Source organism: Pontibacter sp. T17, assembly GCF_057219875.1.
In genome coordinates this window covers 719,741-744,630 of record NZ_JBXVVW010000001.1, presented here as the reverse complement: position 1 = coordinate 744,630, position 24,890 = coordinate 719,741, and the positions used below count along the sequence as shown (strand labels likewise).

The 24,890-nt window shown below is 59.6% G+C and carries 19 protein-coding genes and 2 tRNA genes; 9 read left to right on the top strand and 12 right to left on the bottom strand.

What is annotated here, in order from left to right; translation table 11 throughout:
• Positions 1 to 45 precede the first annotated feature (45 nt).
• On the top strand, positions 46 to 768 hold the full coding sequence (locus AC2D8O_RS03445) for an SIMPL domain-containing protein (RefSeq protein ID WP_484677390.1): 723 nt from the start codon (positions 46 to 48) through the stop codon (positions 766 to 768).
• A 67-nt stretch (positions 769 to 835) separates the two neighbouring features.
• On the opposite strand, the gene AC2D8O_RS03440 is transcribed toward AC2D8O_RS03445, so the two are convergent.
• Positions 836 to 1,705 carry a DUF4349 domain-containing protein gene (locus tag AC2D8O_RS03440; RefSeq protein WP_484677389.1) on the bottom strand — a complete coding sequence of 290 codons (870 nt, stop codon included), beginning with the start codon at positions 1,703 to 1,705 and terminating at the stop codon, positions 836 to 838.
• Between the two features lie 98 nt (positions 1,706 to 1,803).
• Between AC2D8O_RS03440 and AC2D8O_RS03435 the strand changes: the two genes are divergently transcribed.
• Positions 1,804 to 2,952, top strand: a complete 1,149-nt coding sequence (locus AC2D8O_RS03435; protein ID WP_484677388.1) for a cystathionine gamma-synthase — start codon at positions 1,804 to 1,806, stop codon at positions 2,950 to 2,952.
• A gap of 68 nt (positions 2,953 to 3,020) precedes the next feature.
• Here AC2D8O_RS03435 and AC2D8O_RS03430 read toward each other — a convergent pair whose 3' ends face one another.
• Entirely contained in the window at positions 3,021 to 3,296 is a 276-nt protein-coding gene (locus tag AC2D8O_RS03430; RefSeq protein WP_484677387.1) for a hypothetical protein, read from the bottom strand.
• 117 nt (positions 3,297 to 3,413) lie between these two features.
• On the opposite strand from AC2D8O_RS03430, the gene AC2D8O_RS03425 reads away from it, so the two are divergent.
• Positions 3,414 to 3,487 (top strand) — tRNA-Lys (locus AC2D8O_RS03425).
• A gap of 78 nt (positions 3,488 to 3,565) precedes the next feature.
• Positions 3,566 to 3,647 (top strand) — tRNA-Leu (locus tag AC2D8O_RS03420).
• Between the two features lie 45 nt (positions 3,648 to 3,692).
• Here AC2D8O_RS03420 and AC2D8O_RS03415 read toward each other — a convergent pair.
• The 3 genes from AC2D8O_RS03415 to AC2D8O_RS03405 all read right to left on the bottom strand — a co-directional run bounded on the left by AC2D8O_RS03415 (position 3,693) and on the right by AC2D8O_RS03405 (position 6,377).
• Positions 3,693 to 4,856 (bottom strand): formylglycine-generating enzyme family protein, encoded by a 1,164-nt coding sequence (locus AC2D8O_RS03415; protein ID WP_484677386.1) that lies wholly within the window; start codon positions 4,854 to 4,856, stop codon positions 3,693 to 3,695.
• A 115-nt stretch (positions 4,857 to 4,971) separates the two neighbouring features.
• Positions 4,972 to 5,433: a hypothetical protein gene (locus AC2D8O_RS03410; protein WP_484677385.1), complete on the bottom strand. Its 462-nt coding sequence runs from the start codon at positions 5,431 to 5,433 to the stop codon at positions 4,972 to 4,974.
• Between the two features lie 47 nt (positions 5,434 to 5,480).
• A complete protein-coding gene (locus tag AC2D8O_RS03405; RefSeq protein ID WP_484677384.1) occupies positions 5,481 to 6,377 on the bottom strand; it encodes a hypothetical protein in 897 nt (298 codons plus the stop codon).
• 196 nt (positions 6,378 to 6,573) lie between these two features.
• On the opposite strand from AC2D8O_RS03405, the gene AC2D8O_RS03400 reads away from it, so the two are divergent.
• From AC2D8O_RS03400 to AC2D8O_RS03390, 3 genes are all read left to right on the top strand, one after another.
• Positions 6,574 to 7,788, top strand: coding sequence for an IscS subfamily cysteine desulfurase (locus tag AC2D8O_RS03400; protein ID WP_484677383.1), 1,215 nt, complete (start codon positions 6,574 to 6,576; stop codon positions 7,786 to 7,788).
• 59 nt (positions 7,789 to 7,847) lie between these two features.
• Entirely contained in the window at positions 7,848 to 8,261 is a 414-nt protein-coding gene (gene iscU / locus AC2D8O_RS03395; RefSeq protein WP_484677382.1) for a Fe-S cluster assembly scaffold IscU, read from the top strand.
• 68 nt (positions 8,262 to 8,329) lie between these two features.
• On the top strand, positions 8,330 to 8,665 hold the full coding sequence (locus tag AC2D8O_RS03390) for a HesB/IscA family protein (RefSeq protein WP_484677381.1): 336 nt from the start codon (positions 8,330 to 8,332) through the stop codon (positions 8,663 to 8,665).
• Between the two features lie 213 nt (positions 8,666 to 8,878).
• Here AC2D8O_RS03390 and AC2D8O_RS03385 read toward each other — a convergent pair whose 3' ends face one another.
• A complete protein-coding gene (locus AC2D8O_RS03385) occupies positions 8,879 to 11,365 on the bottom strand; it encodes a hypothetical protein (protein ID WP_484677380.1) in 2,487 nt (828 codons plus the stop codon).
• 221 nt (positions 11,366 to 11,586) lie between these two features.
• Here AC2D8O_RS03385 and AC2D8O_RS03380 point away from each other — a divergent pair, with 221 nt between their 5' ends.
• The gene (locus AC2D8O_RS03380) at positions 11,587 to 12,573 is read left to right on the top strand and encodes an isoaspartyl peptidase/L-asparaginase family protein (RefSeq protein WP_484677379.1); all 987 of its coding nucleotides are present in this window, start codon (positions 11,587 to 11,589) and stop codon (positions 12,571 to 12,573) included.
• 10 nt (positions 12,574 to 12,583) lie between these two features.
• Here AC2D8O_RS03380 and AC2D8O_RS03375 read toward each other — a convergent pair whose 3' ends face one another.
• The 4 genes from AC2D8O_RS03375 to AC2D8O_RS03360 all read right to left on the bottom strand — a co-directional run bounded on the left by AC2D8O_RS03375 (position 12,584) and on the right by AC2D8O_RS03360 (position 16,269).
• Positions 12,584 to 13,885, bottom strand: a complete 1,302-nt coding sequence (locus AC2D8O_RS03375; protein WP_484677378.1) for a metallophosphoesterase — start codon at positions 13,883 to 13,885, stop codon at positions 12,584 to 12,586.
• An 82-nt stretch (positions 13,886 to 13,967) separates the two neighbouring features.
• Positions 13,968 to 14,717 carry a ribonuclease III gene (gene rnc, locus AC2D8O_RS03370; RefSeq protein ID WP_484677377.1) on the bottom strand — a complete coding sequence of 250 codons (750 nt, stop codon included), beginning with the start codon at positions 14,715 to 14,717 and terminating at the stop codon, positions 13,968 to 13,970.
• A 25-nt stretch (positions 14,718 to 14,742) separates the two neighbouring features.
• On the bottom strand, positions 14,743 to 15,990 hold the full coding sequence (gene fabF / locus AC2D8O_RS03365; RefSeq protein ID WP_484677376.1) for a beta-ketoacyl-ACP synthase II: 1,248 nt from the start codon (positions 15,988 to 15,990) through the stop codon (positions 14,743 to 14,745).
• Positions 15,991 to 16,029: 39 nt separating this feature from the next.
• A complete protein-coding gene (locus tag AC2D8O_RS03360) occupies positions 16,030 to 16,269 on the bottom strand; it encodes an acyl carrier protein (RefSeq protein ID WP_484677375.1) in 240 nt (79 codons plus the stop codon).
• Between the two features lie 156 nt (positions 16,270 to 16,425).
• Here AC2D8O_RS03360 and AC2D8O_RS03355 point away from each other — a divergent pair, with 156 nt between their 5' ends.
• Positions 16,426 to 16,998, top strand: coding sequence for a hypothetical protein (locus AC2D8O_RS03355; RefSeq protein ID WP_484677374.1), 573 nt, complete (start codon positions 16,426 to 16,428; stop codon positions 16,996 to 16,998).
• A 70-nt stretch (positions 16,999 to 17,068) separates the two neighbouring features.
• Here AC2D8O_RS03355 and AC2D8O_RS03350 read toward each other — a convergent pair whose 3' ends face one another.
• Together AC2D8O_RS03350 and AC2D8O_RS03345 are read right to left on the bottom strand one after the other, a co-directional pair.
• Complete coding sequence (locus AC2D8O_RS03350; RefSeq protein WP_484677373.1) at positions 17,069 to 22,477, bottom strand: alpha-2-macroglobulin family protein; 5,409 nt, start codon at positions 22,475 to 22,477, stop codon at positions 17,069 to 17,071.
• A gap of 133 nt (positions 22,478 to 22,610) precedes the next feature.
• A complete protein-coding gene (locus AC2D8O_RS03345) occupies positions 22,611 to 24,875 on the bottom strand; it encodes an NADP-dependent malic enzyme (protein ID WP_484677372.1) in 2,265 nt (754 codons plus the stop codon).
• Positions 24,876 to 24,890 lie beyond the last annotated feature (15 nt).

Below are 24,890 nucleotides of genomic sequence, written 5' to 3'. Positions count from 1 at the left end.
CATAGTTTTGGCCGTCTCTCCCGCAGACGAACCAAATTCATCTCTATGAAACTCTCCCTCACCAAGTGGGCCTTGGCCGCCGCTACCCTGCTGGCCGCGCCCGCCCTCTACGCCCAACAACCAGCCATGGAACACCACCGCCCCGCCAAGCGCATCGAAGTAACTGGCTCGGCCGAGCGCGAAATCACCCCTGACATCCTCTACTACACCATCGTGATGCAGGAGTACAAGGATGGCAGCAAGAAGGTAGAAATCGAAACGCTGGAAAAGCAACTGGTGGCCGCTGTAGCTGCGGTGGGTATCGCCAAGGAAAACTTCCGCGTCGAGTCTACTGGCGGGTCGCAGCTTACCTGGCGCCGCAAGAAAGATCCTGAGTTCATGGCCACCAAGGCGTACCGTATCAAGCTGGCCGACCTCAGCAAGATCAACGACCTCCTCGCCAAGCTCGACGACCGTGGCGTGCTCTCCGCCCGCCTTACCAGCTTCGACTACTCGCAGGTAGCCCAGCTCCGTTCCGAACTCCGCCTCGCTGCCCTCAAGGCTGCCCGCGAAAAGGCCAAGGCAATGGTTGAGTCCATCGGCGAAACCCTAGGCGGCGCCCTCGAAATCAGCGAGATGGGCGAAAGCGGCCTGGAGCCCATGCCCCAGCCCATGTACCGCATGGCCAACGTCCGCATGGAAGGCGGCATGGCCGACGGCGAAGGCGACATCGAGTTCCGCACCATCAAGTTCCGCGTCGAAGTCCGCGGCGTCTTCGAAATCAAGTAAGACACATAGCCTCACACAAAGCAGAAAGCCCCGGAGTCCGGGGCTTTTCTATTGCGTGTAAACCAGATCAGGCGCTTTTGTCATCCTTTTTGCTCTTCCGGAAGCGCCGCCACAGCACCACGCCTAGCCCTGCCAGCAGGTAGAACGGCCAGATCGAAACCAGGAAGATGATGAAGCTCTCGAAGGCGTCCCAGCCCGTTCCCAGCCCCGACGTCAGCCGGTACCAGAAACCGTCCTTCGGCGCATCGCCGGGCGTTTCCATCACGTACATCGTCACGGTCAGCGTAGAAAAGGCAACGTCATTGCGCAGCGCTTTCAGCTTGCCTTCCGCTGCCTCCACCTCCTCGCGTATCTGCCGCAGCTGGCCCTGTACCTCCAGCACCTCGCTCACTGTCCGGGCCCGCTTCATGATCTCCAGATACTGCTGTTCTGCCGCCTTCCGCGACCGTATCCGCGCCTCTGTGTCGGCAAACTCAGCTGTCACATCGCTCGCCTGTACCTGCTTGCTGCTCACGTAACTCCCCATGCGCTCCAGCTGGTTCACCGCACCCCCAAACTGCTGCGAGGGTATCCGCAGCGTCATCTCCAGCTCCTGCGTCATGCTCCCCGATTCATAATCGCGGAACTGCCGCTCGCTTGAGATATACCCCTTCCAGCCTTTCATTAGGGCACGAATACTGTCGCCACTCGCCTTCAGGTCGCCCACAAGCATGCGCAGGCTGCCTGTATACACCATCTTCCGCTCTATCGCAGCCAGATCCTGCTCCGGCGGCACAGCAGGGGCATTCCCGGGTGTCATTCCCACCGCCATGGCCGTGTCGGGCACCGCAGCTGACTCCGCCATGTCCTTCGACGCCATCATTGGCGCTTCGCCTTCTTTCGGCGCACAGCCAGCCACTGCCAGCAGCGCCACCAGGGTCCATTTCGTCGCTTTCATTTCACAGAGTTTGAGTGCTGCCAGTTTACACACTTGCCAACTCTATCCCGTAGCTTTGGCTCCAATATTTCGTCACTCCCCCAATCTGAGGCATACACATGAAGTTCGCTACCAAGGCTGTCCATGCCGGCGTCCGGCCCGACCCCACCACCGGCGCCATCATGACCCCCATCTACCAGACCAGCACCTACGTGCAGGCTGCCCCCGGCGACCATAAGGGCTACGAATACGCCCGCACACAAAACCCCACCCGCGACGCCCTGCAGGAAGCCCTGGCCGCCCTCGAAGGCGGCAACTTTGCCTCCTGCTTCGGCTCAGGCCTCGCTGCCATCGATGCCATCCTCAAGCTCTTCGTCCCCGGCGACGAAATCATCGCCAGCAACGACCTCTACGGCGGCACATACCGCATCATGCGCCGCGTGTTCGAGCCCTTCGGCCTCAAATTCCAATTCGTAGACATGTCAGATGTCGCCAATATCGCCGCGCACATCACCCCCAACACAAAGATGATCTGGGTGGAAACCCCCACCAACCCACTCCTCCGCATCGTTGACATTGAAGCCGTGGTGGCGCTTGCCCGCCAGAAAGGCGGCATCATGGTGGCTGTAGACAACACCTTCGCCTCCCCCTCGCTCCAGCAGCCCCTCGCCCTCGGCGCCGATATGGTCATGCATTCCTGCACCAAGTACCTCGGTGGCCACTCCGATGTCGTCATGGGCGCAGTCATCGTCAACGACGAAGCCCTTCACCAGCGCCTCCGCTTCCTCCAGAACGCCTGCGGCGCCGTCCCCGGCCCGCAGGACTGCTTTCTCATGCTTCGCGGCATCAAAACGCTGCATATCCGCATTCAGCGCCACTGCGAAAACGGCCGCGCCCTGGCACACTGGCTCGCCAAGCACCCCAAGGTCGAGAAGGTTTACTGGCCCGGTTTCGAGTCCCACACCAACCACGCCGTTGCCAAAAAGCAGATGCGCGATTTCGGCGGCATGATTTCCTTCACCCTCAAGGGCGATCGCATGGAAGATGCCCTCAAGGTCCTCTCCGGCACCCATCTCTTCGCTCTGGCCGAGAGCCTCGGCGGCGTCGAGAGCCTAATTGGTCACCCCGCCACCATGACACACGCCAGCATTCCCGCTGCCGAACGCCATGCGGCCGGCCTCAAGGATACCCTCATCCGCCTGTCCGTCGGCATCGAAGACATCGAAGACCTCATCGCCGACCTCTCGCACGCCCTCGATACCATCTGAGGCCGTATCGTGCCCATGTTACCGCACAGCAGCCCCACTTCGGGGCTGTTGTCGTTACGGTATCGGGCCTAGCGTCGGCCCGTGTGTTTCAGCAAGCCTTCCTTCGTCGCCAGGTAGCGATAGGCATACAGGTTGTCGGGGTCGTAATACTGGCTGCGCAGGTAGTCGTTCTGTTTCTCATCAAACCGCATGGGCTGCACCCAGCGCAGGGCTATCAGGTTCCGCAGCTCCGCCGCCACCAGCGACTCTGGCTCCTTCACCTCTTCCAGTATGTGTTCAAACGGCTCCACGAAATACAGCGCGTCCAGTATAGCAAATTGAAGATCAGTCAGTTCGTTTTCCATGCACGGTCGGGCTCCTTAAGGCGTCACAAATCTATTCCGATTTTTTTTGCCGAACTGTTGCGCCGTAATAAACAACCTTCTACTTTTGCCGTCCATTCCCGCTGGGAAATTGTTGGAGATTCCTTAGCTCAGTTGGTTAGAGCATCTCACTTTTAATGAGAGGGTCCTGGGTTCGAGTCCCAGAGGAATCACGAAAAAGCGCAAGCGCTGCAGACAGGTCGGCATACCGACCTTTTCTGTTGTAACTTGAGCCAAAGTTTGAAACCCTTGCCCAGGTGGTGAAATTGGTAGACACGCCATCTTGAGGGGGTGGTGCTGCAAGGCGTGCTGGTTCGAATCCAGTCCTGGGCACATAACAGCGGGTAATTCACCCGCTGTTTTTGTTTCTACCCCCGCTCACTCCGCCACTTCATACACCAGCCGAAACCCCACCCGGCCATCACCTCGCTGGGTGTTGTGGTAGCCCCGGCTGCCGATCACCCACGTAAAGGTGTCGTCAGCATAACTGCCGCCTTTCACCACCCGCAGCACGCCCCATTGGTCCTGGTCCTGTGGCAGGGTAGGCCCGGGTTTCAGGCCTGCATTGCCGCGGTTCACCTCCTGCCACGGGGTGGCAGTTAGCTCGGCGGCATTCCCGGCCAGGTCATACAGCCGCGTCTGGGTCGGTGCATATAGGCCATTCATCTGTAGAAACGCTGTCGCTGGTGGCTGTTGCCCCATCCGTCCCCACTGGCCGTTGCCCAGCAGCAGCAGCTTGCTGTTGCGGGCATCCAGCGTGCCAGTTGCCAACCGTATGGGTTGGTTGGGCCCACTGCCCGCCGCCACCATCCACTCCTCCTCTGTCGGCAGTCTGAACGCCCCAATCGCGGCCTTCCCTTTGGCTTTGCGCGCTGCCGCCACCCGCTCGGTGCGCCACGCGGCATAGGCTTCCATCTGGGCCATTGTCAGCCCCACCATCGGGTAATTGTCATAGGCATGGCTGCCGAAGTAGTCGGCTGTAGCCTTGGGCAGCTGGTCGCCGGGCCATATCCCCTTCCAGATGTCCGCCGTCGGCACTACACCGGCCTTCACCCCGGCGTGCCACACATCGCGCCAGTATTTCCACAGCATCTTGGGGTGCGGCGCATAGCCGGGCCGGGTCTCGGCGGCCCGTTGGGCCTGCTCTTGCAGATACACCAGCGTGTCGCCCCCGAAGTACCGCGGCAGGTCTCGAAACACCACCACCGCCATGTATTCGGCATACTCACGCACCGTCACTTCATACTGCTGCACATACAGCACACCAGCCTTCACCTGTCCTCCGTTCAGCGGGGGCCACTCGGCGTCTTTCCGCAGGCGAATGCCACTGGCGGTGCTGGGGTCGGCACCACGCTCCAGCAGAACCATGGGCACGGCTACTCCATCGGCCCAGCCCCATTCCAGCCCTTCGTCAAAGGCACGCGCACCGGCCTCCACCCGCACAAACCCCGACTCCCGGTAGGGGTCGGCCGTCTGTGCCTGGGCCGCACTCTGGCAAAGCCCCATTCCCAACATCCATGCAAGCAGGCTGCGATACGTCATCCGGGTTCTGGTTTGAAGGGAAGTTAGCCCTTCTCCCACCAAAAGAGAACAGGCGGGCCATGCCCGCCTGCCACTTATACCCTTTACCGGGGAGCCTGCGCTCCTGCCAGTTGGCTCAGTCTACGTTCAGCTCGTCGTTCTCTTCATCCTGGTAGCCTACCAGAATGGCCGCGCAGCCCTGGCCTTTCTTGAAGCGCGCCACAACAGTGTAGTCGCTAGTCGCGCCAAAAGAGAAGTCCCAGTAGCTCACGTTGTCAATCTTCTCGTTCGTGAACAGCATTTTGCCGTTTTTGTCATACAGCGTGAAAATCAGCTTCTCGCCGTCGGCACTGCCGCAGGGCACAATTCTGTACACCATGCCCTGATACAGCGTCAGTTTCAGGCGGGCGCTCTCGCCCTCGAACAGCTGGGCACGGTAATACTGGCCGTTGCTCGTGAAAGGGAACAGCGTCACCGAGCAGTCGTCGGCTATGTCATCGCATTGGCCCTGCGACGACAGCGTCGTGGGCAGCGTCAGCAACAGGCCACCCAGAAGAACCGAGGCCAGCCGGCGGCGCAGTAAGCGGGAGATATCCATAGAGTGGGTCAGTCAGTAGGAATGGGGAGATGGGAAAAGTACGGCGGTCAGGCGACGATGGCTTTGCGCAGGGCCGCCACTTTCTCGTGGATGGCCAGCAACTGCTCTTGGGTAAACCGCACTTCGTTACTGTTGTTGATACGCGTAATGCGCTTCTTCTCGTCGGTCTGGGTACCACTGAAGTTGTACTCAATTGAGATGGGCCCAAACGCCGTCTGAATATCCTTCATCTGCTGGTAGTAGGGCCGGAAGTCGTCCGAGATCTTGTTCCGCTCCAGCAGCTGTATCAGGTTGTCCAGCGCCAGCTTCTGCTCCGCTATCCGGCGGCCTATCGGCTCCAGGCTGTTCACTTTGTAGATGGCCGTTGCCAGGTACAGGCCCTCTACCCAGCCGCCTACCAGTATGTTGCGGGCTATTTCGTCCTGCCCGTTCTTCTGCAGCTTGCGGTTGGCCACTTCAAAGGCCCGCGACAGAATCTTGATGACGCTGTCCTGGTTCTCCTTGTACTTGTCCACGCGGGCTACTACGCCTTCGTCAAAGGCGCTGGCAATGCCCAGCTGGTCGCCCAGCTTCTGCACCGCCAGAAAATACTTCACTGCCACCTGGCTCTGGTTGAAGGTGCTGGCATAGGCCAGGTCGGTGCTGTACACCCCTATGTTCAGGGCTGCCTTCAGGCCACTCTGGTAGTTCACCACCTGCGCTTCCGAGTTCAGCAGACGGGCGTCGTAGCGGGCGCCTGCCACTTTCAGCAGCGCCAGCGCCTGCTGTGGGGCGGGCAGGGCGTAAATCAGCTTCTCAACCGTCTGGGCCTCGGCACTCAGCGTGGTGTCCAGCGGGGCGGTCTCGCCATCGGCTTGCTGGCTTGGGGTGTCCTCGCAGCCAGTCAGGAGAAACAGAGGCAGCAGCGCCGCCAGTATCTGTCGGGTCGGGTAGCGTAGTGTCATAGAAAAATACGGCGGCACAGGCCTGCCGTCTGTCTTCGCAAGCTACTGCACCCGCCAACAAAACCCAAACCGTCACCCGCTTACAACTTTTCGACCCATCAAAACATGACGGCCATCATGTTTTCGACATTCGGGAAACCCACCGTTCCCGTTTGTTGTTTACTTTTACAGTCTGAATTCAGTCTAATCAGAAATCATGCTCAAAACCCCTATATATCTGGACAACAACGCTACCACGCCACTCGACCCACGGGTGCTGGAAACGATGTTGCCCTACTTCACCGAGCATTTCGGCAACGCCGCCAGCCGCAGCCACGCCTTTGGCTGGAAAGCTGAGGAAGCCGTTGACTACTCCCGCGAGCAGATCGCCCAGCTCATCGGGGCCGACAGCAAGGAAATCATCTTCACCTCCGGCGCCACCGAGAGCGACAACCTCGCCATCAAAGGCGTAGCCGAGATGTACGAGAAGAAAGGTGACCACATCATCACCGTCACCACCGAGCATAAAGCCGTTCTCGATACCTGTCGCCACCTCGAGAAAGAAGGCAAGAAGGTAACTTACCTTACCGTCAACTCCGAAGGTCTCATCGACCTCAACGAGCTCGAAGCCGCCATTACCGACCGCACCATCCTCGTGTCGGTTATGTTCGCCAACAACGAAATCGGCGTCATCCAGCCCATCAAGGAGATTGCCGACCTTGCCCACCGCAAAGGCGCCCTCTTCATGACCGACGCCACCCAGGCTGTCGGCAAGGTGCCCCTCGACGTCAATGCCCTCGGCATCGACCTCATGGCCTTCACCTCGCACAAGATGTACGGGCCCAAAGGCGTAGGCGCCCTCTACGTACGCCGCAAGAACCCCCGTGTCAAGGTCACCGCCCAGATGGACGGCGGCGGACACGAGCGTGGCATGCGCAGTGGCACCCTCAACGTCACCGGTATTGTGGGCTTTGGCCGCGCCGCTGAACTCTGCCGCCTCGAAATGGCCGAAGACGCCGCCCGCCTCTCCAAACTCCGCGACAAACTCGAAGCAGAACTCCTCAAAATCGAAGAGTCCTATATCAACGGCTCCAAGCAGCACCGCCTGCCACACGTCTCCAACATGTCCTTCAAGTATGTCGAGGGCGAGGGCCTCATGATGGGCATCAAGGACATCGCAGTATCCTCCGGCTCGGCCTGCACCAGTGCCTCGCTCGAGCCCAGCTACGTACTCAAGGCCCTGGGCCTCTCCGACGAACTCGCACACTCCTCGCTCCGTTTCGGCCTCGGCCGCTTCACCAAGCCCGAAGAAATCGACTTCGCCGTACAGTCCGTTACCCGTGCGGTCAACCAGCTCCGCGACATGTCGCCCCTGTGGGAAATGTTCAAGGACGGCGTCGACCTTTCCAAAATCGAGTGGGTAGCCCACTGATTTTCCCCATCTTCCGTTCCTGTTTCTTTTCTTTCGTCTCTTAACATCCGAACAATACCATGGCTTACAGCGAGAAAGTCATCGACCATTACAGCAACCCACGCAACGTTGGTACGCTGGATAAAAGCAAGGAGAACGTAGGCACCGGCCTCGTGGGCGCTCCTGAGTGTGGCGATGTCATGCGCCTCCAGATCGAGGTGGACGACACCACCCAGACCATCATCGATGCCAAGTTCAAGACCTTCGGCTGTGGCTCGGCCATTGCCAGCAGCTCGGTAGCCACAGAGTGGCTCAAGGGCAAGACCATCGACGAGGCCACCCAGATCAACAACATGGACATCGTGGAAGAACTGGCCCTGCCGCCCGTGAAAATCCACTGCTCCGTGCTGGCTGAGGACGCCATCCGCGCCGCCATCAACGACTACCGCGTGAAGAAAGGCCTCGAGCCCCTGCCCGAGCCCAAACATCACTAAGCGGCCCGTTTCTGCGTTATGTATCCAACGAGCCCCGTGCCCGTTGGCTCATCACCCACAGATACCCCATGAACACCGGTATTTCCATCACCGACAAGGCCGCCGAGCACGTCAAGCGGCTCCGCGCCGAGTCGGGCCTTGACGATACGTTTGGCCTGCGCGTCTCCGTCATCGGCGGCGGCTGTTCCGGCCTGTCCTACCAGCTCGACTTCGACAACGAAGGCCAGGCTGGCGACCAGCTCTTCGAGGAGAAGGGCGTCACCCTGCGCGTCAACCTCAAGAGCTTTCTGTACCTCGCTGGCACCGAGCTCGATTACTCTGACGGGCTCCAGGGCAAGGGCTTCCACTTCGTCAACCCCAATGCCAGCCGCGAGTGTGGCTGCGGCGAAAGCTTCGCCGTATAACCCACCCCCAGCTATACACTGCAAGGCTCCCCTACGGGAGCCTTTTTGTTTGTGGCAGGGCTTAGCCCCTCTCCCGCCACGCCATTACGAGCGCAGCGAAGAAATCTATTGAAACTTCCACCCCAACCGCCTCACCTTCCTCCGCTGACGCCCCCCTAAACAACCACAGGCCCCTCGTGGGGCCTGTGCACTGCTTATCTACCTAAAGAAAACCTACTGCCGCACTACCCGCAGGGTTTCCTCGCCCTGCGTGCTTTGGATGCGCACTACGTACAGGCCTGCCTGTGCTTTGGCAAACAGGTCGCCCAGGGCAATGCTCGTCTGGGCTACGGTGCCGCGCTGGCTCAGCAGCAGGCGGCCGTCCTGGCCCATCACCAGCACCGAAATCCGCTCCGTGAAGTCAAACTCCCCGCTCACCGACACCAACTGCACAGGGCCAGTGCTTGGGTTGGGGGCCAGGCGCCAGCGGCCACCCTGCGTGCCTTCCAGTTCTACCACGGGGCTATACTCAAACGCGCCGTCCAGGTCCACCTGCTTCAGGCGGTAATACACCCGGCCACCCTGGGGCGCCGTGGCATCCAGCCAGGTGTAGGTGCTGATGTTCTGCGTGGTGCCGTTGCCGTCTACCTCGCCCACCTTCACAAACCGGTCGGGCGTGCCAATGGCGCGCTCCACTTCAAAACGGTCGTTGTTCTCCTCGCTGGCGGTCACCCAGTTCAGGCGCACACCGGCACTCTCCCGGGCTGCCGTGAAGCTGATCAGCCGAACCGGCAGCACGATAGCTTCCGTCGTGGCATATACCATTTCCGAGAAGCCGGTCACACCCGTGGCCACCAATGTGGTGCCTGTGTTACTGGCGCCATCGCCATATGCTGCAAAGGCGCTGCCGGCGTTGTCGCGCTTCATCAGCACCACACTGCCGGGGTTGGCCCCGTTGATGTCACCGTTGTGGTGCAGCACCAGCGTATAGGGTGCACTCTGGGGCACATCGGGGGTGAGGGTCCACATGCGGCCAGCTACGTTGTCGGTGCCGTCAATCTGGTTGTCGTCGGTGCCCAGCGCGGTGGTGGCGGCCAGCGGGAAGGTCGTGTTGCCCATGCCCGGAATCACGCCTGAAGGATACTCCTGGTACGAGCCCGTCAGGCTGAAAGCCGTGGAAGGCTGACCGCCGGTTACAAAGCCTACCTGAGCGTGTCGTGCCACGGTAGCCGTGCCAATGGGCAGCAGTTTGGTGGCGGCGGTTACTTCCGCATTGAAGCCACGGGTGAACGTGCCGCCATAGGCCCAGCCCAGACTGTCAGCGCCTATCAGGCGGCCACTGGCCAGCAGGCCCAGGTCAAAGCCCGCCAGATCAATGGTGTTGCCCGTCGTAAGCTCCAGGCCGTAAGCCACGCTCCGGTTGGCATCGAGTGTCAGGGTAAGGCCGGCGCCAATCAGGCGCAGCGTGTCCAGCGTCAGGGCGGCGGGCCATTCCACGCCTACCGTGCGGCTGGTCAGGTATTGGATGGAACCGCTGGCGGCAAACGTGGGCGCTGCCGACAGGCTGCCCCCACCCAGTTGCAATACTCCACCGGCAGGTATGTTGAACTGATTGCCGTTCAGGTTCACATTGCCCGCACCCACCACCGTCGAGGCCGATGCGATATTGGCGTCCAGTGTTTTCGCGCCACCGCCTATCAGGTGCAGGCGGCCAAACGTAACATCGGCAGCACCCGAGCGGAACGGCAGCACCAGCTGACCTCCAGCCGAGTTGTAGCTCACCACCGAGGCGGCACCAAGCGTCACCGTATTGCCGGTGCCGTTGCTGTTGGCCACCGAACTGGTAATCTCCAGCAGGCCTCCGTCTGCTACGGCCAACGTGTGCTGGTCGGCCGATGCTGCATTACTCGCCGAGGCATCCAGCGTGTTTACGCGCAGGGTGCCACCCGTTGCCACCTGAAGTACAGCCTTTGAGGCCGCCGTATTGGAGTTGCTGTAGGCATACAGGATGCCGCTCACAGCCAGCGTGCCGTTCACCGTCCACACGCCACCCACCTGGTTGATGGCGCCATCGGCCAGAGCGTTGGACGACAGCAGCGTAACGCCTGCGTTTCCAGTAAGGGTGAGCGTACGGCTGGCATTTACCGTCAAATTGGTAGTGGCGATACCCGCAACCGCTGTGCGGGTGTACAGCAGCGGCAAACTCGCGTTACGGTCCACTATGATGGTTTTGCTGTCGTTGGCTGCCAGCACCCGATGTCCCAGGCCACTGACATTCAGTGTACCCGTGCCAGACACTGTGGAGGTACCGCCGTTGGTGAAATCCACAAACAGGTCACCAGCACTGCGGCCCAAGGTCCCATTGACGGTCAGGTTGCCACGGATCTGTATCACATAGATGTTCCCGTCCGACACATCCACGCTGCCGCCGGCGTCCACCACCAGATGGGCAATCTTGTTGGTGGCGTTGGTCAGGTTCACGGCCAAATCCATGGCGTGCCCTGTCTGTATGGTAACCGTTTCCACTGCCCCCACATTGCTGCCGGGGAAATAGGTGGCAGCTACCCACGTAGCCCCATCAAAGCGCTCCCAGTTGGCTGGAATGAACCAATCGCCGCTATTGGCGGTCCTGAAATCGTTGGTAGTCTGGCCCAGTGCTGCGCCGCCACACCAGAGCAGCAGCGGCACCACCAGCATCCCGATAAGTAGTTTAGTTTTCATCAGTTCATAGGTCTTTTTTGGCACTTCAAATTAGGTCATGTCTTTTTTAAACACTCAGATAATTAGCATTTTAACAAAACATGCCGCTAGACAGCCGAATACCACATCAGCGGCATAACAAGTAGTGGGGCGCGTTGGGATTCTTCGTCCGCCGTAAGCCCTCCTGAAAGCCTCGACTTCCCACCCTTTTCCTATATTCAGGCTACAGACAGACATCTACTATGTTGCCCATCCGTTTCTCCGCCTTCCTGGTGGCCCTGCTCGCTATGGCCTATTCCGTCTATCCGCAGTCCAGCAGCCGTCCGGCACGCCCCGTGCTGGTGGTGCACGGCGGGGCCGGCGTCATCACCCGTGCCAACATGACACCTGAGCGCGAGGCCCAGGTCCGCGCAACCCTCGACGAAGCCATGCGGAAAGGCTACGACATTCTCGAAGCCGGCGGCACCGCACTCGAGGCCGTCACCGTCACTGTCCGCCATCTCGAAGATAGCGGCGTCTTCAACACCGGAAAGGGCGCAGTGCGCACCACCGAAGGCCGCGCCGAACTCGACGCCAGCATCATGGACGGCCGCACAGGCATGGCCGGTGCTGTGGCGGGCCTCACCACCGTACGAAATCCCATTTTGGCGGCCCGATACGTAATGGAACGCACACCCCACGTCCTGCTCATCGGCAAGGGCGCCGAAATCTTTGCTGCCGAACAGGGCATCGACGTGGTCGGCCCAGACTATTTTCAGGAGCGCCCCACTGGCGTGGCGCCACAAGCCCCGCTCAAGCCCGGCGAAACCCGCCAGGAGAGCAAGCACGGCACCGTAGGCTGCGTAGCAGTAGACAAGCAGGGTAATCTGGCCGCAGCCACCAGCACCGGCGGTATGAGCCGTAAGCTGCCCGGCCGCGTAGGCGACTCGCCTGTGATTGGTGCAGGCACATACGCCGACAACGCCACCTGCGCCGTCAGTGCCACTGGCCATGGCGAGTTCTTCATCCGGGAAGTAGTGGCCTACGACATCGCAGCCCGCATGAAATACCGCAAGCAGACGCTGGCTCAGGCCGCCCGCGACGTCATTGCGGCTATGGGTGCCAAAGGCGGCACTGGTGGCATTATTGCAGTAGATGCGCAGGGCAACATCGCCATGCCTTTCAATACCGAAGGCATGTATCGCGGCTTCATCCGCAACGGCGAAGTAAAAATCGAAATCTACCGCTAGGCGGCGGGCCTCAGGCCCGCTTCAGCTCTATTACGGTAATTTCCGGCCAAATCCCCACACGTGCCGGCAGACCCAGAAACCCGAATCCCCGGTTCACATACAGATATTGATCACCCTCCTGGTACAGTCCGGCCCAGCGCGGATAGCGCCACTTTACCGGACTCCAGCGTATACCGGGTATTTCGATACCGAACTGCATGCCGTGGGTGTGGCCGCTCAGCGTCAGGTCAAACTTGCCAGTGTGGCTGCGTACCTGCGCATCCCAGTGGCTGGGATCGTGACTCAGCAGTATCTTGAATGGCACATCTTCGGCACCTTTTACGGCGCGGTCCAGGTCGCCATACTGCGGGAATGGTGGCTTGCCCCAGTTCTCCACGCCCACCAGTGCTATCTTCTCGCCATTCTTCTCCAGCACAACGTTCTCGTTGTGCAGCATCCGGAAACCCGTATCAGCCTGTAGCTGCTTCAGCCGCTCCAGATTGGCTTTCTTATCCTCGGCAGTAGGCCACTTCACGTAGTCGCCATAGTCATGGTTCCCCAGCGTGGAGTACATGCCCATGGGGGCGTTCAGCTGCTTGAAGGTCTCTACCCAGGGTTCGTACTCATCGGCCGAGTTATTGACGATATCGCCCGTAAACAGAATAACATCTGCCCCCTGCTGCATGGCCAGCTCTACGCCTTTGGCCACGGCAGGCTGGTTATCGAAGCTGCCCGAGTGGATATCCGACAACTGCACCAGTTTGAAGCCGTCGAAGGCCGCCGGAAGATTCGGAAAGGTAAGTGTATGCTTGTGCACAGTGTAGGCATAGCGCCCCCGCAGCATGCCGTGGGCAATACCCACGAATGGTACCGCTGCCAGCACCAGCGCCGACTTGCTCAGGAACTCGCTGCGCGTCAGCACATCTGTGCGGTCAGCTACGGCCTCTGTGCTGCCACTGCTGCGAAACGACACGTATATGTCATACAGCTTGCCAATGACCCAGCGAAACATTCGCACGAAGTCTTCGCCCAGCAGGAAAATGATGATGATCAGCTTGGGCAGATACAGCATCAGGCCCACGCCAAACAGCAGTTGCCCGAAGTGATTGCCCGTGACGTTGCGTTGCGCCAGGAGAAAGAACATGGCCACAGCTACAGTAGCCAGGTAGCCCACACTGGTGATCCAGTACGCCCAACGCAGGGCCGTGCGCAGCCGAACGCTTGATAGACCGTTTGTCAGTGTCCTTATCGCCTGATAGGCGTATAGGTCCAACAGAAATAGAATGAGGAGCACGATGGCCGTGCGCCACAACAAAGCATAAAGAGGAGCCATTTTGAGTGCCTCGGCAAATTTTGACAAAACCGGGGGCGGCAATGCCGCGTGAGTGAGTGAGTAGTAGTAACGTAGAAACGCCTCACCGCGTTTCATCCAGCGCGTTCAGGCGCGCCAATGCGGCTTCACTGGCCTTCTGCTCAGCAAATTTTTTCTTCACATCGGTGCCAAAGCCCATCATTTCCTGGCCTATACGCACCGCTACGGTAAACTGCCGGTGTGGGCCATCGGCCTTCTCGCCTATCAGCAGATAGCTTACAGGCTGCATCTTATGCTTCTGGGCAAACTCCATCAGCCGCGACTTGTAGTTGGTGTCGTTCTCGGCCAGGGTTTCCAGGTTGACGTACATGCTCAGCAGCCGCTGCACAATGAAGTCGCGCGTGGGCCGGTAGCCCTGGTCCAGATACAACGCACCTACAAAGGCTTCCAGCGTATTACCGAATATGCTCTTGTTGAACCAGTTGCCCGACACATCGTACTCCAGCAGCTTGTCCAGCCCAAGTTTCAGCGCAATGTCGTTCAGCGACGCCCGGTTCACAATCTTGCTACGCATCTCCGTCAGGAAGCCTTCGTCCTTGTGCACGTACTTCTTGAAGAGATACTCCGCTATCACCGAGCCCAGAATGGCATCGCCCAGAAACTCCAGCCGCTCGTTGCTCTCGTGCCCAGCGCTCTTGCCGTTCTTTACTTTGGAGATGTGCCGAAACGCCAGCCGATAGACTGTAGGGTCTTTGGCACGGTAACCTGTGATGCGCCTGACGAAGCGCACAAGCTCGCGGTCGCGCTCCGAGAGGCGGGGGCCCAGCCGGAAAATGCTACGCAGGTTCAGCATGGAGCCTGCCCTGGAACCAGGGAGATTAGGAATTGACCTTCGTGAAGAGCACACTCGTGTTGTGCCCACCAAAACCGAAGGTGTTGCTGATGGCAGCGTTAATCACACGGTTTACCGGTTTGTGGAACGTGTAGTTCAGGTCACAGTCCGGGTCGTCGGTGAAATGGTTGATGGTCGGCGGTACGATGTCGTTTTTCACCGCCAGCGCTGTGGCAATGGCCTCAATCGCACCTGCTGCACCCAGCAGGTGACCCGTCATGGACTTGGTGGAATTCACCTGAATCTTGTAGGCGTGGTCGCCAAAGACCTGCTTGATGGCCTTGGTCTCAGCAATGTCGCCCAGCGGGGTAGAGGTGCCGTGCGTGTTGATATGGTCGATATCCGTTGGTTTCAGCCCAGCGCTCTGTATCACGCCGTTCATCACCTGGATTACGCCCAGGCCCTCGGGGTGAGGGGCAGTCATGTGGTGGGCATCAGCCGAAAGGCCAATACCACTAAGCTCAGCGTAGATTTTGGCACCACGCTTGCGGGCGTGCTCATATTCTTCCAGAATAAGGCAGCCTGCGCCTTCACCCAGCACAAAGCCTTCACGGTCCTTGTCGAAGGGCCGGCTGGCAGTGGCGGGGTCATCGTTGCGCTCGCTCAGGGCTTTCATCGCGTTGAACCCACCGATACCCGCTTCATTCACAGCCGCCTCGGCACCCCCTGCTACGGCTACGTCCATCAGGCCGTGCACAATCAGAAGATAGGCGTCTATGATACAGTTGGTACCCGTGGCACAGGCCGAAACGCAGCTGTAGTTGGGGCCGCGCAGCCCGTATTTCATCGAGATGTGGCCTGGCGCCAGATCAATAATCATCTTCGGAATGAAGAAAGGATTGAACCGAGGGGTTTTGTCCCCCTCGGTAAATCCAATTACTTCATCCGTGAAGGTCTTCAGCCCACCGATTCCGGAGCCGAAGATCACACCGATGCGGGTGAGGTCTTCCTTTTCCAGCTGGAGGCCCGAGTCGGCTATTGCCTCGTCGGCCACCACCATCGCGTATTGGCTGAATTCGTCCAATCGCCGGGCTTCCTTGCGGTCCATATGGTTCGCTATATCAAAGCCCTTGAGCTCGCAGGCGAACTGCGTGCGGAACTTTGACGCGTCGAACTTCGTGATGGGCGCACAACCCGACTTACCTGCCAACAACCCTTCCCAGTATGCCTGAGTCGTCAACCCAATGGGCGTTAAGGCTCCAAGACCGGTGACAACGACTCGACGTTTCTGCATACAGAGCGGGATAAGATTGACAGGAGGTGATTGAACTGATTACTTCTTGGCGTTGGCTTCCAGGTAGGTAACGGCGTCGCCTACGGTGGTGATCTTCTCGGCTGCCTCGTCAGGAATGTTGAGACCGAATTCCTTTTCGAATTCCATGATCAGCTCAACGGTGTCGAGGGAGTCGGCGCCGAGGTCGTTGGCGAAGCTGGCCTCCATGGTTACTTCCTTGGGATCAACACCCAGCTTGTCAACGATGATGCTCTTGACCTTTTCAGCGATTTCGGACATGTTGGTTGAAGCGTAGATTCGTATAAAAAGTGCCCAAAGTTAATACTTTTCAATTCCGCGCAACTATTCGTGTCCCTTTTGCCCTCACAGAACCCCCAACACCCTTTTAACTCAGCCCGGAACCCTTTCCACGGGGCTTTTGTGTAACATCGCATCATGTACCGCCCGGTCGCCCTGTTTCTGGCCTGTGCCCTGCTGGCCAATGCCTACCCCGCTGTAGCGCAGTCTCGCCTCGTCGGAACCCAGTTTCTCGCCGTGGACCACGCGACACGCCTCAAGCGTTTCCGCATCTACCCCGGCGACGAGCTCCGCGTCAAGCTCTACAGCGAAGGCACTTTTGTACGATACACTCTCGAGGGCATCCGCAACGACTCCCTCTTCATTGGCTCTGACCGCACCGGCCTCACGGCTGGGTTCCCTCTCTCCGAGGTCAAGGCCGTCAAATGGAAAGACCGCAGCAGCCAGGGCAACTTCGCCCGTCTTTTCGGCCGCATGCTCCAGGCCGGCTCTGTGTTCTTTCTGGCCGTTCGGGGCATCAACGGCGCCGTCAGCAAAGAACCCAACGTTTTTTCACCCGTAGCCGTAGGCAGCGCCGCCGCGGGCTATGGTGTTGGTACGCTTCTGCTCAACTCCGGCAACCGCACCTTCCGTGTCGGCGAAAAGCGCCGCTGGCAGCTGCGCATCATCGACATGCGCCAGGAGATTCCCGCGCCCACCACCGACCGCTGAAATCCCCCCTCCCACATAAAGAAAGGCCCCTTGACAGGGGCCTTTCGCTGTTTTCTGCTGGCAATGACGCTTAGTTACCTGACCCAGCCTCGAAGGGCAACACCGTGATGGTGCCTGCACCTGATAGACTCGTGAAGTCGGCCCGATACATGGCATCCGCCGTGGCGGGGCCCATCCGGAACGTCCCGGGGCTCACCACCCGCACTACATAGTAGTAGTGATAGGTACGCCCACCGCTTGGCAGGTTGGCATACAGGTTCACCCGGTCATCACGAATGTCCATGTAGGTCGGCACGGCAGCGTCAGAAATCCACTTCAGCTCAGGCATTTCCGTTACACGTGGATTCTCGATCTCGAAGCCCGCAGGCAGCAGGTCCGACACCACCAGGTTCTCTACGGCGTCGTTGCCCGTAGCCGACACCGACAGCCGCACCACCACCAGATCATTCTGGCGGAAGGTCGTGCCCGATATCACCGAGCCATTGCGGTCGTAGAACGTCCGGCGCACCTTCAGGTTGTTGTCCTGCTCGGGGGTGTTGCCCGTGGCGTCTATGCCGCTCACTTCGTAGAAGTAATACAGCGTGCCTTCGGTGGCTTTCACCTGCACCTTCTGCCCCGAGGCCCCCAACTGCACGGCCACTGGCTTGGCGCCGTCAATTTCGCCCACGGTGCGGCTGCCCTGCATCACGCTGCCTTCCACATCGGTGGCGGGGTTCAGGCGGGCAAAGCGGCCCATTGCCAGGAAGCCGAATACGCTCTCCTGGGTGTTCAGGTAACGCTCCTTCAGCAGGTTCTCCGACAGCATGCGGGCAAGTTGGGGCACTTGGCTGTTCTTCGGGTCAACCTCCAACAGGGTGTACAGCGCCAGCGCCCGGTTACGGATCGGCGAGCCGTAGCTGCCGCCAAACTCACCCACCGTCTGGTCGTTGAAGGCTGTGGGCAGCAGACGGCCATAGGTGGCCATGTCGCCCGTCAGTGCATACGAGGCCGCCAGCAGGTAGCGGCTTTCTGGCGCCAGCTGCTCCAGGTTCGCCTTGTAGTAGTTCATCACACTCTGCTGGTGACGGCCCTGCAGCGCCAGCACAAACAGACTGTAGAAAATCTCGCGGCGAGGCAGACTCTTGTAGCTGCCGTCGGCGTAATAGTAATTCGAGAGCTCGCGCTTGGCTACCGCACGCTCCAGATAGTCCAGCAGCTTACGCTGCACGGCGTCACTCACATCGTAGCCAGCGCGGCGGGCTTCGTGCAGGAAGTGGCTGGCAAACGCGCTGCCCCACCACACCGACTCCTGTCCGCCCGGCCAGTACGCCATGCCGCCGTCATACAGTTGCATCGACTGGATTTTGGCAATCGCCATGTTCACATCGTAGGCTACGCTGCGCTTGTCGTCGCCCGTGCGGCCCACGGCTTCCACCATGTCGGCATAATACAGCTGCGGGAACGCCTTCGACACCGTCTGCTCAATACAGCCGTGGGGATAGCCCAGCAGATAATCGAGGCTTCGGTTGAACTGCACCAGCGGGCTGGCGGCCACCACTACCTTGCCTTCACGGCTGTTGGGTATCAGCCCGCTGCCAGCCATGTCCAGCGACGTCGTCTGGCCCTGTGCCACCGTGCCCGAGCCATACTGTTTAACCAGGCCACCCGCAGGACGCACTGGCAGGTCTACTTTCTCGGTGTAGGTGCCACCAAGGGCTTTCACTGTTACTGTTACCGAGGCGCTGCCCATCTGCGGAGCTGCTGCCACCTTGAACACCACACGATTTTCAGCATTGGCTGGCAGGTTCACCGACGCCGATGCAGCGCCAACCACCTTCAGCGCACCCTTCACCGCAATGGTTGCCGTAGCCTGCCCGCCACCTGTGGTGGTGTTCGTCAGGGTAACAGGCACCAGCAGGGTGTCGGTCGGCGCCAGGAAGCGCGGCAGTGCCGTGCGGATCACCACCGGGTCGGCCACTTTCATCTCCGCCTCGCCGCTGCCAAACGACTCGTCGTCATAGGCTACGGCCATCAGGCGGATGGCACCAGCAAACTGCGGAATGTCAATCGTCAGCGTGGCTTCGCCGTCGCCGTTGGCTTTCACCTGGCCCGACCAGAATGCCAGCAGCTTGATCCGCTTGTCCGTCAGCGGGTTCACACGCCGCGACAGGTCGTAGCCGTCACCACCGTAGCTGCTGCCGCTGCGCAGTTCGGGCAGCAATTGGGCATACAGGTCAAACGACTCCACCTCCAGCGCACGCTGTGCATAGAAGTAGTCGTAGGGGTTTGGCGTCTTGGTGTTTTTCACCTGCAGAATGCCTTCGTCCACTGCCGCTATGGTTACCTCAGCCCCAGGGGTAGTTTTCACTTTGATCACCTGACGCGTGCGGCTGGTGCTCTTTTCGGCAGCCACTATCTGCACGGGCAACTTGCGCTTCGGCTGGTCTACTTTCAGCGACTGGTAGCCGTGGGCTACCATCAGCGGTGTGGCACTGCCAGCCCCCATCGGGCGAATCAGCGTAGCCGTTACGTAAACGTTCGGCAGGTGGTCGTCGGTCAGCGACAGGCTCAGCTTGGCGGCGTTACCCTCGGTGGTCAGGTAGTGATGCTCCAAAACGCGGTCGCGCTCCACTGTCACCAGCAGGCGTCCCTCGAAGGGCGTTTTGAACAGCAGTTCGGCCTTGTCGCCCGACTCATACTGCTCCCGGTTGGCCTCAATCAGCACATGGCCGTCGGGGCTCACTTCAAAGCCGCCACTCGTTTCGCCCCAGCCGTAGCTGTAAAAGCTTCTTGTCACTACATGTTCGGCGCCTGGCTTGCTCAAGCGCACTTCGTATTCGCCGTCCTGGCTGGGCGTGAAGGAAAATTTCGTCTCACTGCCATTCAGGTCCACCAGGCGGTCTACCATTACCTGCTGCCGGCGCTGGCTGCGATACTGGTAGCGGCCATAGGAGTTCTCTATTACTGTTTCCCAGTGGTTGCGAATCACCTGTAGACGCGCCTGAGCACGGGTAGCCTTGCCGTTGGCATCCACTGCCGCCAGCGGTATCTGCAAAGCCGCCCGCGGCGACACATACATGTCAAACATACCAATTCCGAAAAATACCCGCTGCGTGAACAGCCGGAAACGCTGGCTGCGGTTCACAGGGCGGCCACTTTCGTCAAACACCGTCGTATAGACCCGGCCATCGATTACGCCCATGTTCTGGTACCCATCGAAATTGTCGAACGTAGTGCTGCCCGCACCCTGGGCATCCGTCTGGCCAGAACGGCTGATGGTTTCAAGCTGATAGGAACCAGCCAGGGTAAAATCATAGTTCTCAAAGCCTTTGGCCGAAAATCCGCCCCGATTCAGCGTTACCTCTGCCTGCCAGTTGCGGTTTGCTGCCGGCGGCCCAAACAGATTGTTGGCCTGAAGGCTCAGCGTCAATGCTTCGCTCGATTGCAGCGTCTCGCGGTTCAGCTTCGTCACCACCTTGATTTTGTCCGGCATAAACTCTTCTACACTGATCGGCTTGGCAGTCAGCAGTTTGTCGCTACCAGAGTACAGTTCCACTTCGTAAGTGCCCGTCACGGTGGCACTGGGCAGGGCAAAGCGTGTGCTGAAAGCCCCCTGGGCGTTCAGTACGCCCCGCAGGCTGGTCATCTCGCGGCCATTCGGCAGCAGCACCTTCACACGCACGGGCATGTCTTTTACGGCCTTCCAGTCGGGTGTCCGCACAATGGCGTTCAGGTACACCGAATCGCCGGGGCGGTAAATCTCCCGCTCACAGTACAGGAAGGCATCGTAGTCGCGCCCGGCCATGTTCTTGCCGCCTACGTCAAAGCGGCTCATCTCCACGTAGCTGGCACCCAGCAGCAGGTAGTTGAAGTCGCCGCCCTCGGTCCGGGCCGAAATCATGGCGCTCTTGAAACCGGGAGCCCGCGCCGCGATGTCCGAAAACACTGCCACGCCATCGCCATCGGTCTTGGCCTCGTACATGTTCTGGTTATTGCTGCTCACCAGAGTCACCTTCAGGCCACTCAGCGGCTCGGCCGTCATCAGGCTGTTGGCAAACACCATCACATCGTTGCCACTGCGCCGGGCAATCAGGCCGATGTCAGACAGTGCGATGATCTTGCTCGTCCGCAGGTAGTATTTGTCTTTTGACCCTACTTCCACTACGTAAATGCCCTTGAAGTCGGCCTTGGGGTCTGTGAAGTCCAGCGACAGCAGATGGGCACCTTTGCTGCGGGGCAGCGTGCGCACATCATACTCCCGCTCCATGATTACGTCGCCGTAATACTCGGTCTCGTAATACTGTACGCTGTGATAGGTGTCGTTGTCGCTGTCATAATAGCCGTCATACTGCGTGCCACTGCGCAGGAACGCCTGAATGTTGTTCTCGTAAATCTTCACCACCTTCACCTTCACGGTGTTGATGTTGTTGATGCGCACGCCGATGTTCCTTGCCCCCTTGCTGCTCAGGTACATGCCCCGCTCGTTGGCAAAGGCAATGGCCTCGCCGGGCTCAGTAAAGGCGATGGTCTGCTCATAGTCCTGCTCCAGCGTGTTGCCCAGCACACCGGGCAGCCCCTTGCCGATGGTCAGCGTGTACTTCTGCTCCATGTCAAAGGCACCCCGGATACGGAACCCGCCTGAGGTAATCTCCACTGTGTGGTTCACATTGGGCGACAGCTTCACGTACTGGCGCACCTGCGTGGCCACCAGTGCCTGCGTGGCATACACCGTTATGATGCCTTCGTTGCCCGTGTACTCCGTCTCCACGTTGGTGATGCCCAGCATGTTTGACATCGGGAAGGTCACCACATGCCGGATGATTTCCTTGCTCACCCACTCACTTTCGGCACACTTCAGCCCCGGCTTCACTTCCAGTGTGATGGACAGGTTCTCCTGTGCCTCGACCTTGATGCCGTCTATGGCAACTTCTATCTCGCGGGCCGCCTCGTCGCTGGCAAGAATCTGTGTCGTCAGCGCCTGGTCTTTGTAAGTAGCTGTCAGCAGTTCGCGCACCTGCACTGGCGACACCCGGTAGTTGAACCGCAGCTGCACCCTTGCCTGTAACCCGCCCTGTGCATTACGCGTCCAGTACGCCTGCGACGATACTACGTCCAGATACGGCGTGTGGAAAGTCAGTTCTTCCGTGGCTACGCTTTTCTTGCCCGTGCTGTCGTGGCTGGCTAGAGCGTCGGTGAGCATGGCTTTGTAGTCAGTGCTCGCCTGAAAGCCATCCACCGGGCTGAAGATCAACTCATTCTTTGCTGTCCATTTGAAGCGGCCTTTTACCGCTGGCTCAAACTGTACATACTGGGTAGTGTCCCAGCGGTCCAGCTGCGCTTCCGACACCAGGTCCCCGGTGAAGGTAAACCGCAGGTTCTGGCTCAGTTCTATTTGGTCGGTAAAGTTGGTGCCTTCCAGTTTTACCCGATCGGTGGCACACGCCGTCATCAGCAGTACCAGCCCCAGGGCCAGCGCACTGCGCAGTCGTAGTAAGTTCATGGTGTGAGGAAATATCCGGAGTCAGCCCAAAGTTAGCCGCAGCTACTTAACGCCGACTCCAGATTACCTCAATACCAGCAAATTATTCTCACCCAACTGTCGCTTCTTGCGCAACAGGGGGCACTGTGCCGCCTCAGCCCTTCATCCGCTGTGCATCCAGCACAGCAATGGTGGCCAGGTTCACGATTTCCCGCACCGACGCACCCATCTGCAACACGTGTACTGGGTGCTTCAGCCCCAGCAGAATCGGGCCCACGCTCTCCACCTGCGCGATTTCCTGAATCAGTTTGTACGACAGGTTAGCCGACGCCAGTGATGGGAAGATGAACGTATTGGCCCCCGTCCGGGCAAGCTCGCTGAACGGGAAGAACTCCTGCATCATGTCGGGCCGCAGGGCAAAATTGGCCTGGATGTCGCCATCAATGACCAGGTCAGGCCAGCGGTCGCGCGCTCGGGCAGCGGCATTGGCCATCTTCACGCACATGGCATCGCGGTTGCTGCCGAAGTTGCTGTAGCTAAGCATGGCCATGCGGGGTGTCACACCATACGAGCGTACGGCGTTCATCACCAGCCCGGCGATGTCAATCAGCTGCTCTTCGTTGGGCTCGCGGTTCAGCGTGGTGTCGGCAAAGAAATACAGGTCTTTGGGACTGCGCAGTATATACAGGCCGCAGGCGGTGGCGTTGCCCTGCTGCATGCCAATGACGTCCAGCACAGGCTTCACATAGTCGCGGTAGTTGCGCAGCAGGCCAGTCACCATACAGTCGGCCATGCCCTGCTGCACCATCATCATCCCGAAGTAGTTGCGCTGCCACACCAGACGGCGGCTCTCGGTCAGGGTGGCGCCTTTGCGCATGCGCTTCTCGTAATACTGGTGCGCGAAGGCGTCCAGCAGGTCGGGGCGCTGGTCGGGGTCTATGATTTCAGCGCCAGGAATGTCAATCTCATATTCGGCCATCAGCTGCCGAATCTTCTCTTCCGTGCCCAGCAGTATCGGTTTTGCAATGCCGTCGTCGGTCAGTATCTGGGCGCTCTTCAGCATCTTGTAGTTGTCGGCCTCAGGCAGCACAATGCGCTGGGGCTCGCGCCGTGCCTTCAGTGTCAGCGACCGCAGGAAGGCCTTGTCCGGACCCTGCCGCTGGATTAACTGTTCGCGGTAGTGTTCCCAGTCCTTGATTTCGGCTTGGGCTACGCCGCTTTCAATGGCAGCTTTGGCAACCGCCATTGACACCTCGGGCAGCAGACGGGGGTCCATCGGCTTCGGTATCAGATACTCAGGTCCAAACTGCAAGCGGCGGCCTGCATAGATCTGGTTGATGATTTCGGGCACGGGCTGCATGGCCAGTTCGGCAATGGCCTGCGCCGCAGCCATTTTCATGGCTTCGTTGATTTCGGTGGCCCGCACGTCCAGCGCCCCGCGGAAGATGTACGGGAAACCCAGCACGTTGTTCACCTGGTTGGGGTAGTCGCTGCGCCCGGTTGCCATAATGACGTCAGGCCGCGCCTCGTAAGCCGCCTCCCATGTAATCTCGGGGTCGGGGTTGGCCAGCGCAAACACGATGGGCTGCGGGTTCATGCGCTTCAGCATTTCGCCCGTCACCAGGTTTGCCTTCGACAGGCCTACAAACACGTCCATGCCCTCGAAGGCTTTCTCCAGCGTGTCGATGCCGGTGCGGTCGGTGGCCAGCTCCAGCTTCTCGGGGGTCAGGTCGGTACGGTCTTTCGACAGCACGCCCTTGCTGTCCATCACCAGCAGGTGCTCGCGCTTCAGGCCCAGCGCCAGGTACATCTGAATGCACGCTACGGCCGCAGCCCCGGCGCCACTCACCAGCATCTTCACATCGCCCATGTTGCGGCCTGTCAGGCGCAGGGCGTTCAGCAGCGCCGCCGACGAGATGATCGCCGTGCCATGCTGGTCGTCGTGCATGATGGGGATGCGCAGCTCGCGGCGCAGCGTCTGCTCTATCTCAAAGCACTCGGGCGCCTTGATGTCTTCCAGGTTGATGCCGCCGAAGGTGGGCTCCAGTGCCTTCACCACCGCCACGAATTCCTCTACGGTGTAAGCCTTCAACTCGATGTCTACCGAGTCAATGTCGGCGTATTTCTTGAACAGAATGGCCTTGCCTTCCATCACCGGCTTGGAGGCTTCCGGGCCAATGTTGCCCAGCCCCAGCACAGCTGTACCATTGGAAATTACCGCCACCAGGTTGCCCTTGGCGGTGTAGTCATACACGCGGCGTACGTCTTCCGCGATTTCCAGACAGGGATAAGCCACCCCAGGCGAATAGGCCAGCGACAGGTCACGGATGGTGGACACTGGCTTCGTCGGCACGATCTCAATCTTGCCCTTGCGGCCCGTACTGTGGTAGGCGAGCGCGTCTTCCTTGCGTATAGACATGTGGTTTGAGGGACA

What these genes read in the sequence shown, in the direction of transcription:
- AC2D8O_RS03440 (WP_484677389.1), bottom strand. Translation starts at nt 1,705, where the DNA reads ATGAAAGCGACGAAATGGACCCTGGTGGCGCTGCTGGCAGTGGCTGGC.
- AC2D8O_RS03390 (WP_484677381.1), top strand. Translation starts at nt 8,330, where the DNA reads ATGAACACCGGTATTTCCATCACCGACAAGGCCGCCGAGCACGTCAAG.
- AC2D8O_RS03375 (WP_484677378.1), bottom strand. Translation starts at nt 13,885, where the DNA reads ATGGCTCCTCTTTATGCTTTGTTGTGGCGCACGGCCATCGTGCTCCTC.
- iscU (WP_484677382.1), top strand. Translation starts at nt 7,848, where the DNA reads ATGGCTTACAGCGAGAAAGTCATCGACCATTACAGCAACCCACGCAAC.
- AC2D8O_RS03350 (WP_484677373.1), bottom strand. Translation starts at nt 22,477, where the DNA reads ATGAACTTACTACGACTGCGCAGTGCGCTGGCCCTGGGGCTGGTACTG.
- AC2D8O_RS03345 (WP_484677372.1), bottom strand. Translation starts at nt 24,875, where the DNA reads ATGTCTATACGCAAGGAAGACGCGCTCGCCTACCACAGTACGGGCCGC.
- AC2D8O_RS03400 (WP_484677383.1), top strand. Translation starts at nt 6,574, where the DNA reads ATGCTCAAAACCCCTATATATCTGGACAACAACGCTACCACGCCACTC.
- AC2D8O_RS03435 (WP_484677388.1), top strand. Translation starts at nt 1,804, where the DNA reads ATGAAGTTCGCTACCAAGGCTGTCCATGCCGGCGTCCGGCCCGACCCC.
- AC2D8O_RS03415 (WP_484677386.1), bottom strand. Translation starts at nt 4,856, where the DNA reads ATGACGTATCGCAGCCTGCTTGCATGGATGTTGGGAATGGGGCTTTGC.
- rnc (WP_484677377.1), bottom strand. Translation starts at nt 14,717, where the DNA reads ATGCTGAACCTGCGTAGCATTTTCCGGCTGGGCCCCCGCCTCTCGGAG.
- AC2D8O_RS03355 (WP_484677374.1), top strand. Translation starts at nt 16,426, where the DNA reads ATGTACCGCCCGGTCGCCCTGTTTCTGGCCTGTGCCCTGCTGGCCAAT.
- AC2D8O_RS03410 (WP_484677385.1), bottom strand. Translation starts at nt 5,433, where the DNA reads ATGGATATCTCCCGCTTACTGCGCCGCCGGCTGGCCTCGGTTCTTCTG.
- AC2D8O_RS03360 (WP_484677375.1), bottom strand. Translation starts at nt 16,269, where the DNA reads ATGTCCGAAATCGCTGAAAAGGTCAAGAGCATCATCGTTGACAAGCTG.
- AC2D8O_RS03430 (WP_484677387.1), bottom strand. Translation starts at nt 3,296, where the DNA reads ATGGAAAACGAACTGACTGATCTTCAATTTGCTATACTGGACGCGCTG.
- AC2D8O_RS03385 (WP_484677380.1), bottom strand. Translation starts at nt 11,365, where the DNA reads ATGAAAACTAAACTACTTATCGGGATGCTGGTGGTGCCGCTGCTGCTC.
- AC2D8O_RS03445 (WP_484677390.1), top strand. Translation starts at nt 46, where the DNA reads ATGAAACTCTCCCTCACCAAGTGGGCCTTGGCCGCCGCTACCCTGCTG.
- AC2D8O_RS03380 (WP_484677379.1), top strand. Translation starts at nt 11,587, where the DNA reads ATGTTGCCCATCCGTTTCTCCGCCTTCCTGGTGGCCCTGCTCGCTATG.
- fabF (WP_484677376.1), bottom strand. Translation starts at nt 15,990, where the DNA reads ATGCAGAAACGTCGAGTCGTTGTCACCGGTCTTGGAGCCTTAACGCCC.
- AC2D8O_RS03405 (WP_484677384.1), bottom strand. Translation starts at nt 6,377, where the DNA reads ATGACACTACGCTACCCGACCCGACAGATACTGGCGGCGCTGCTGCCT.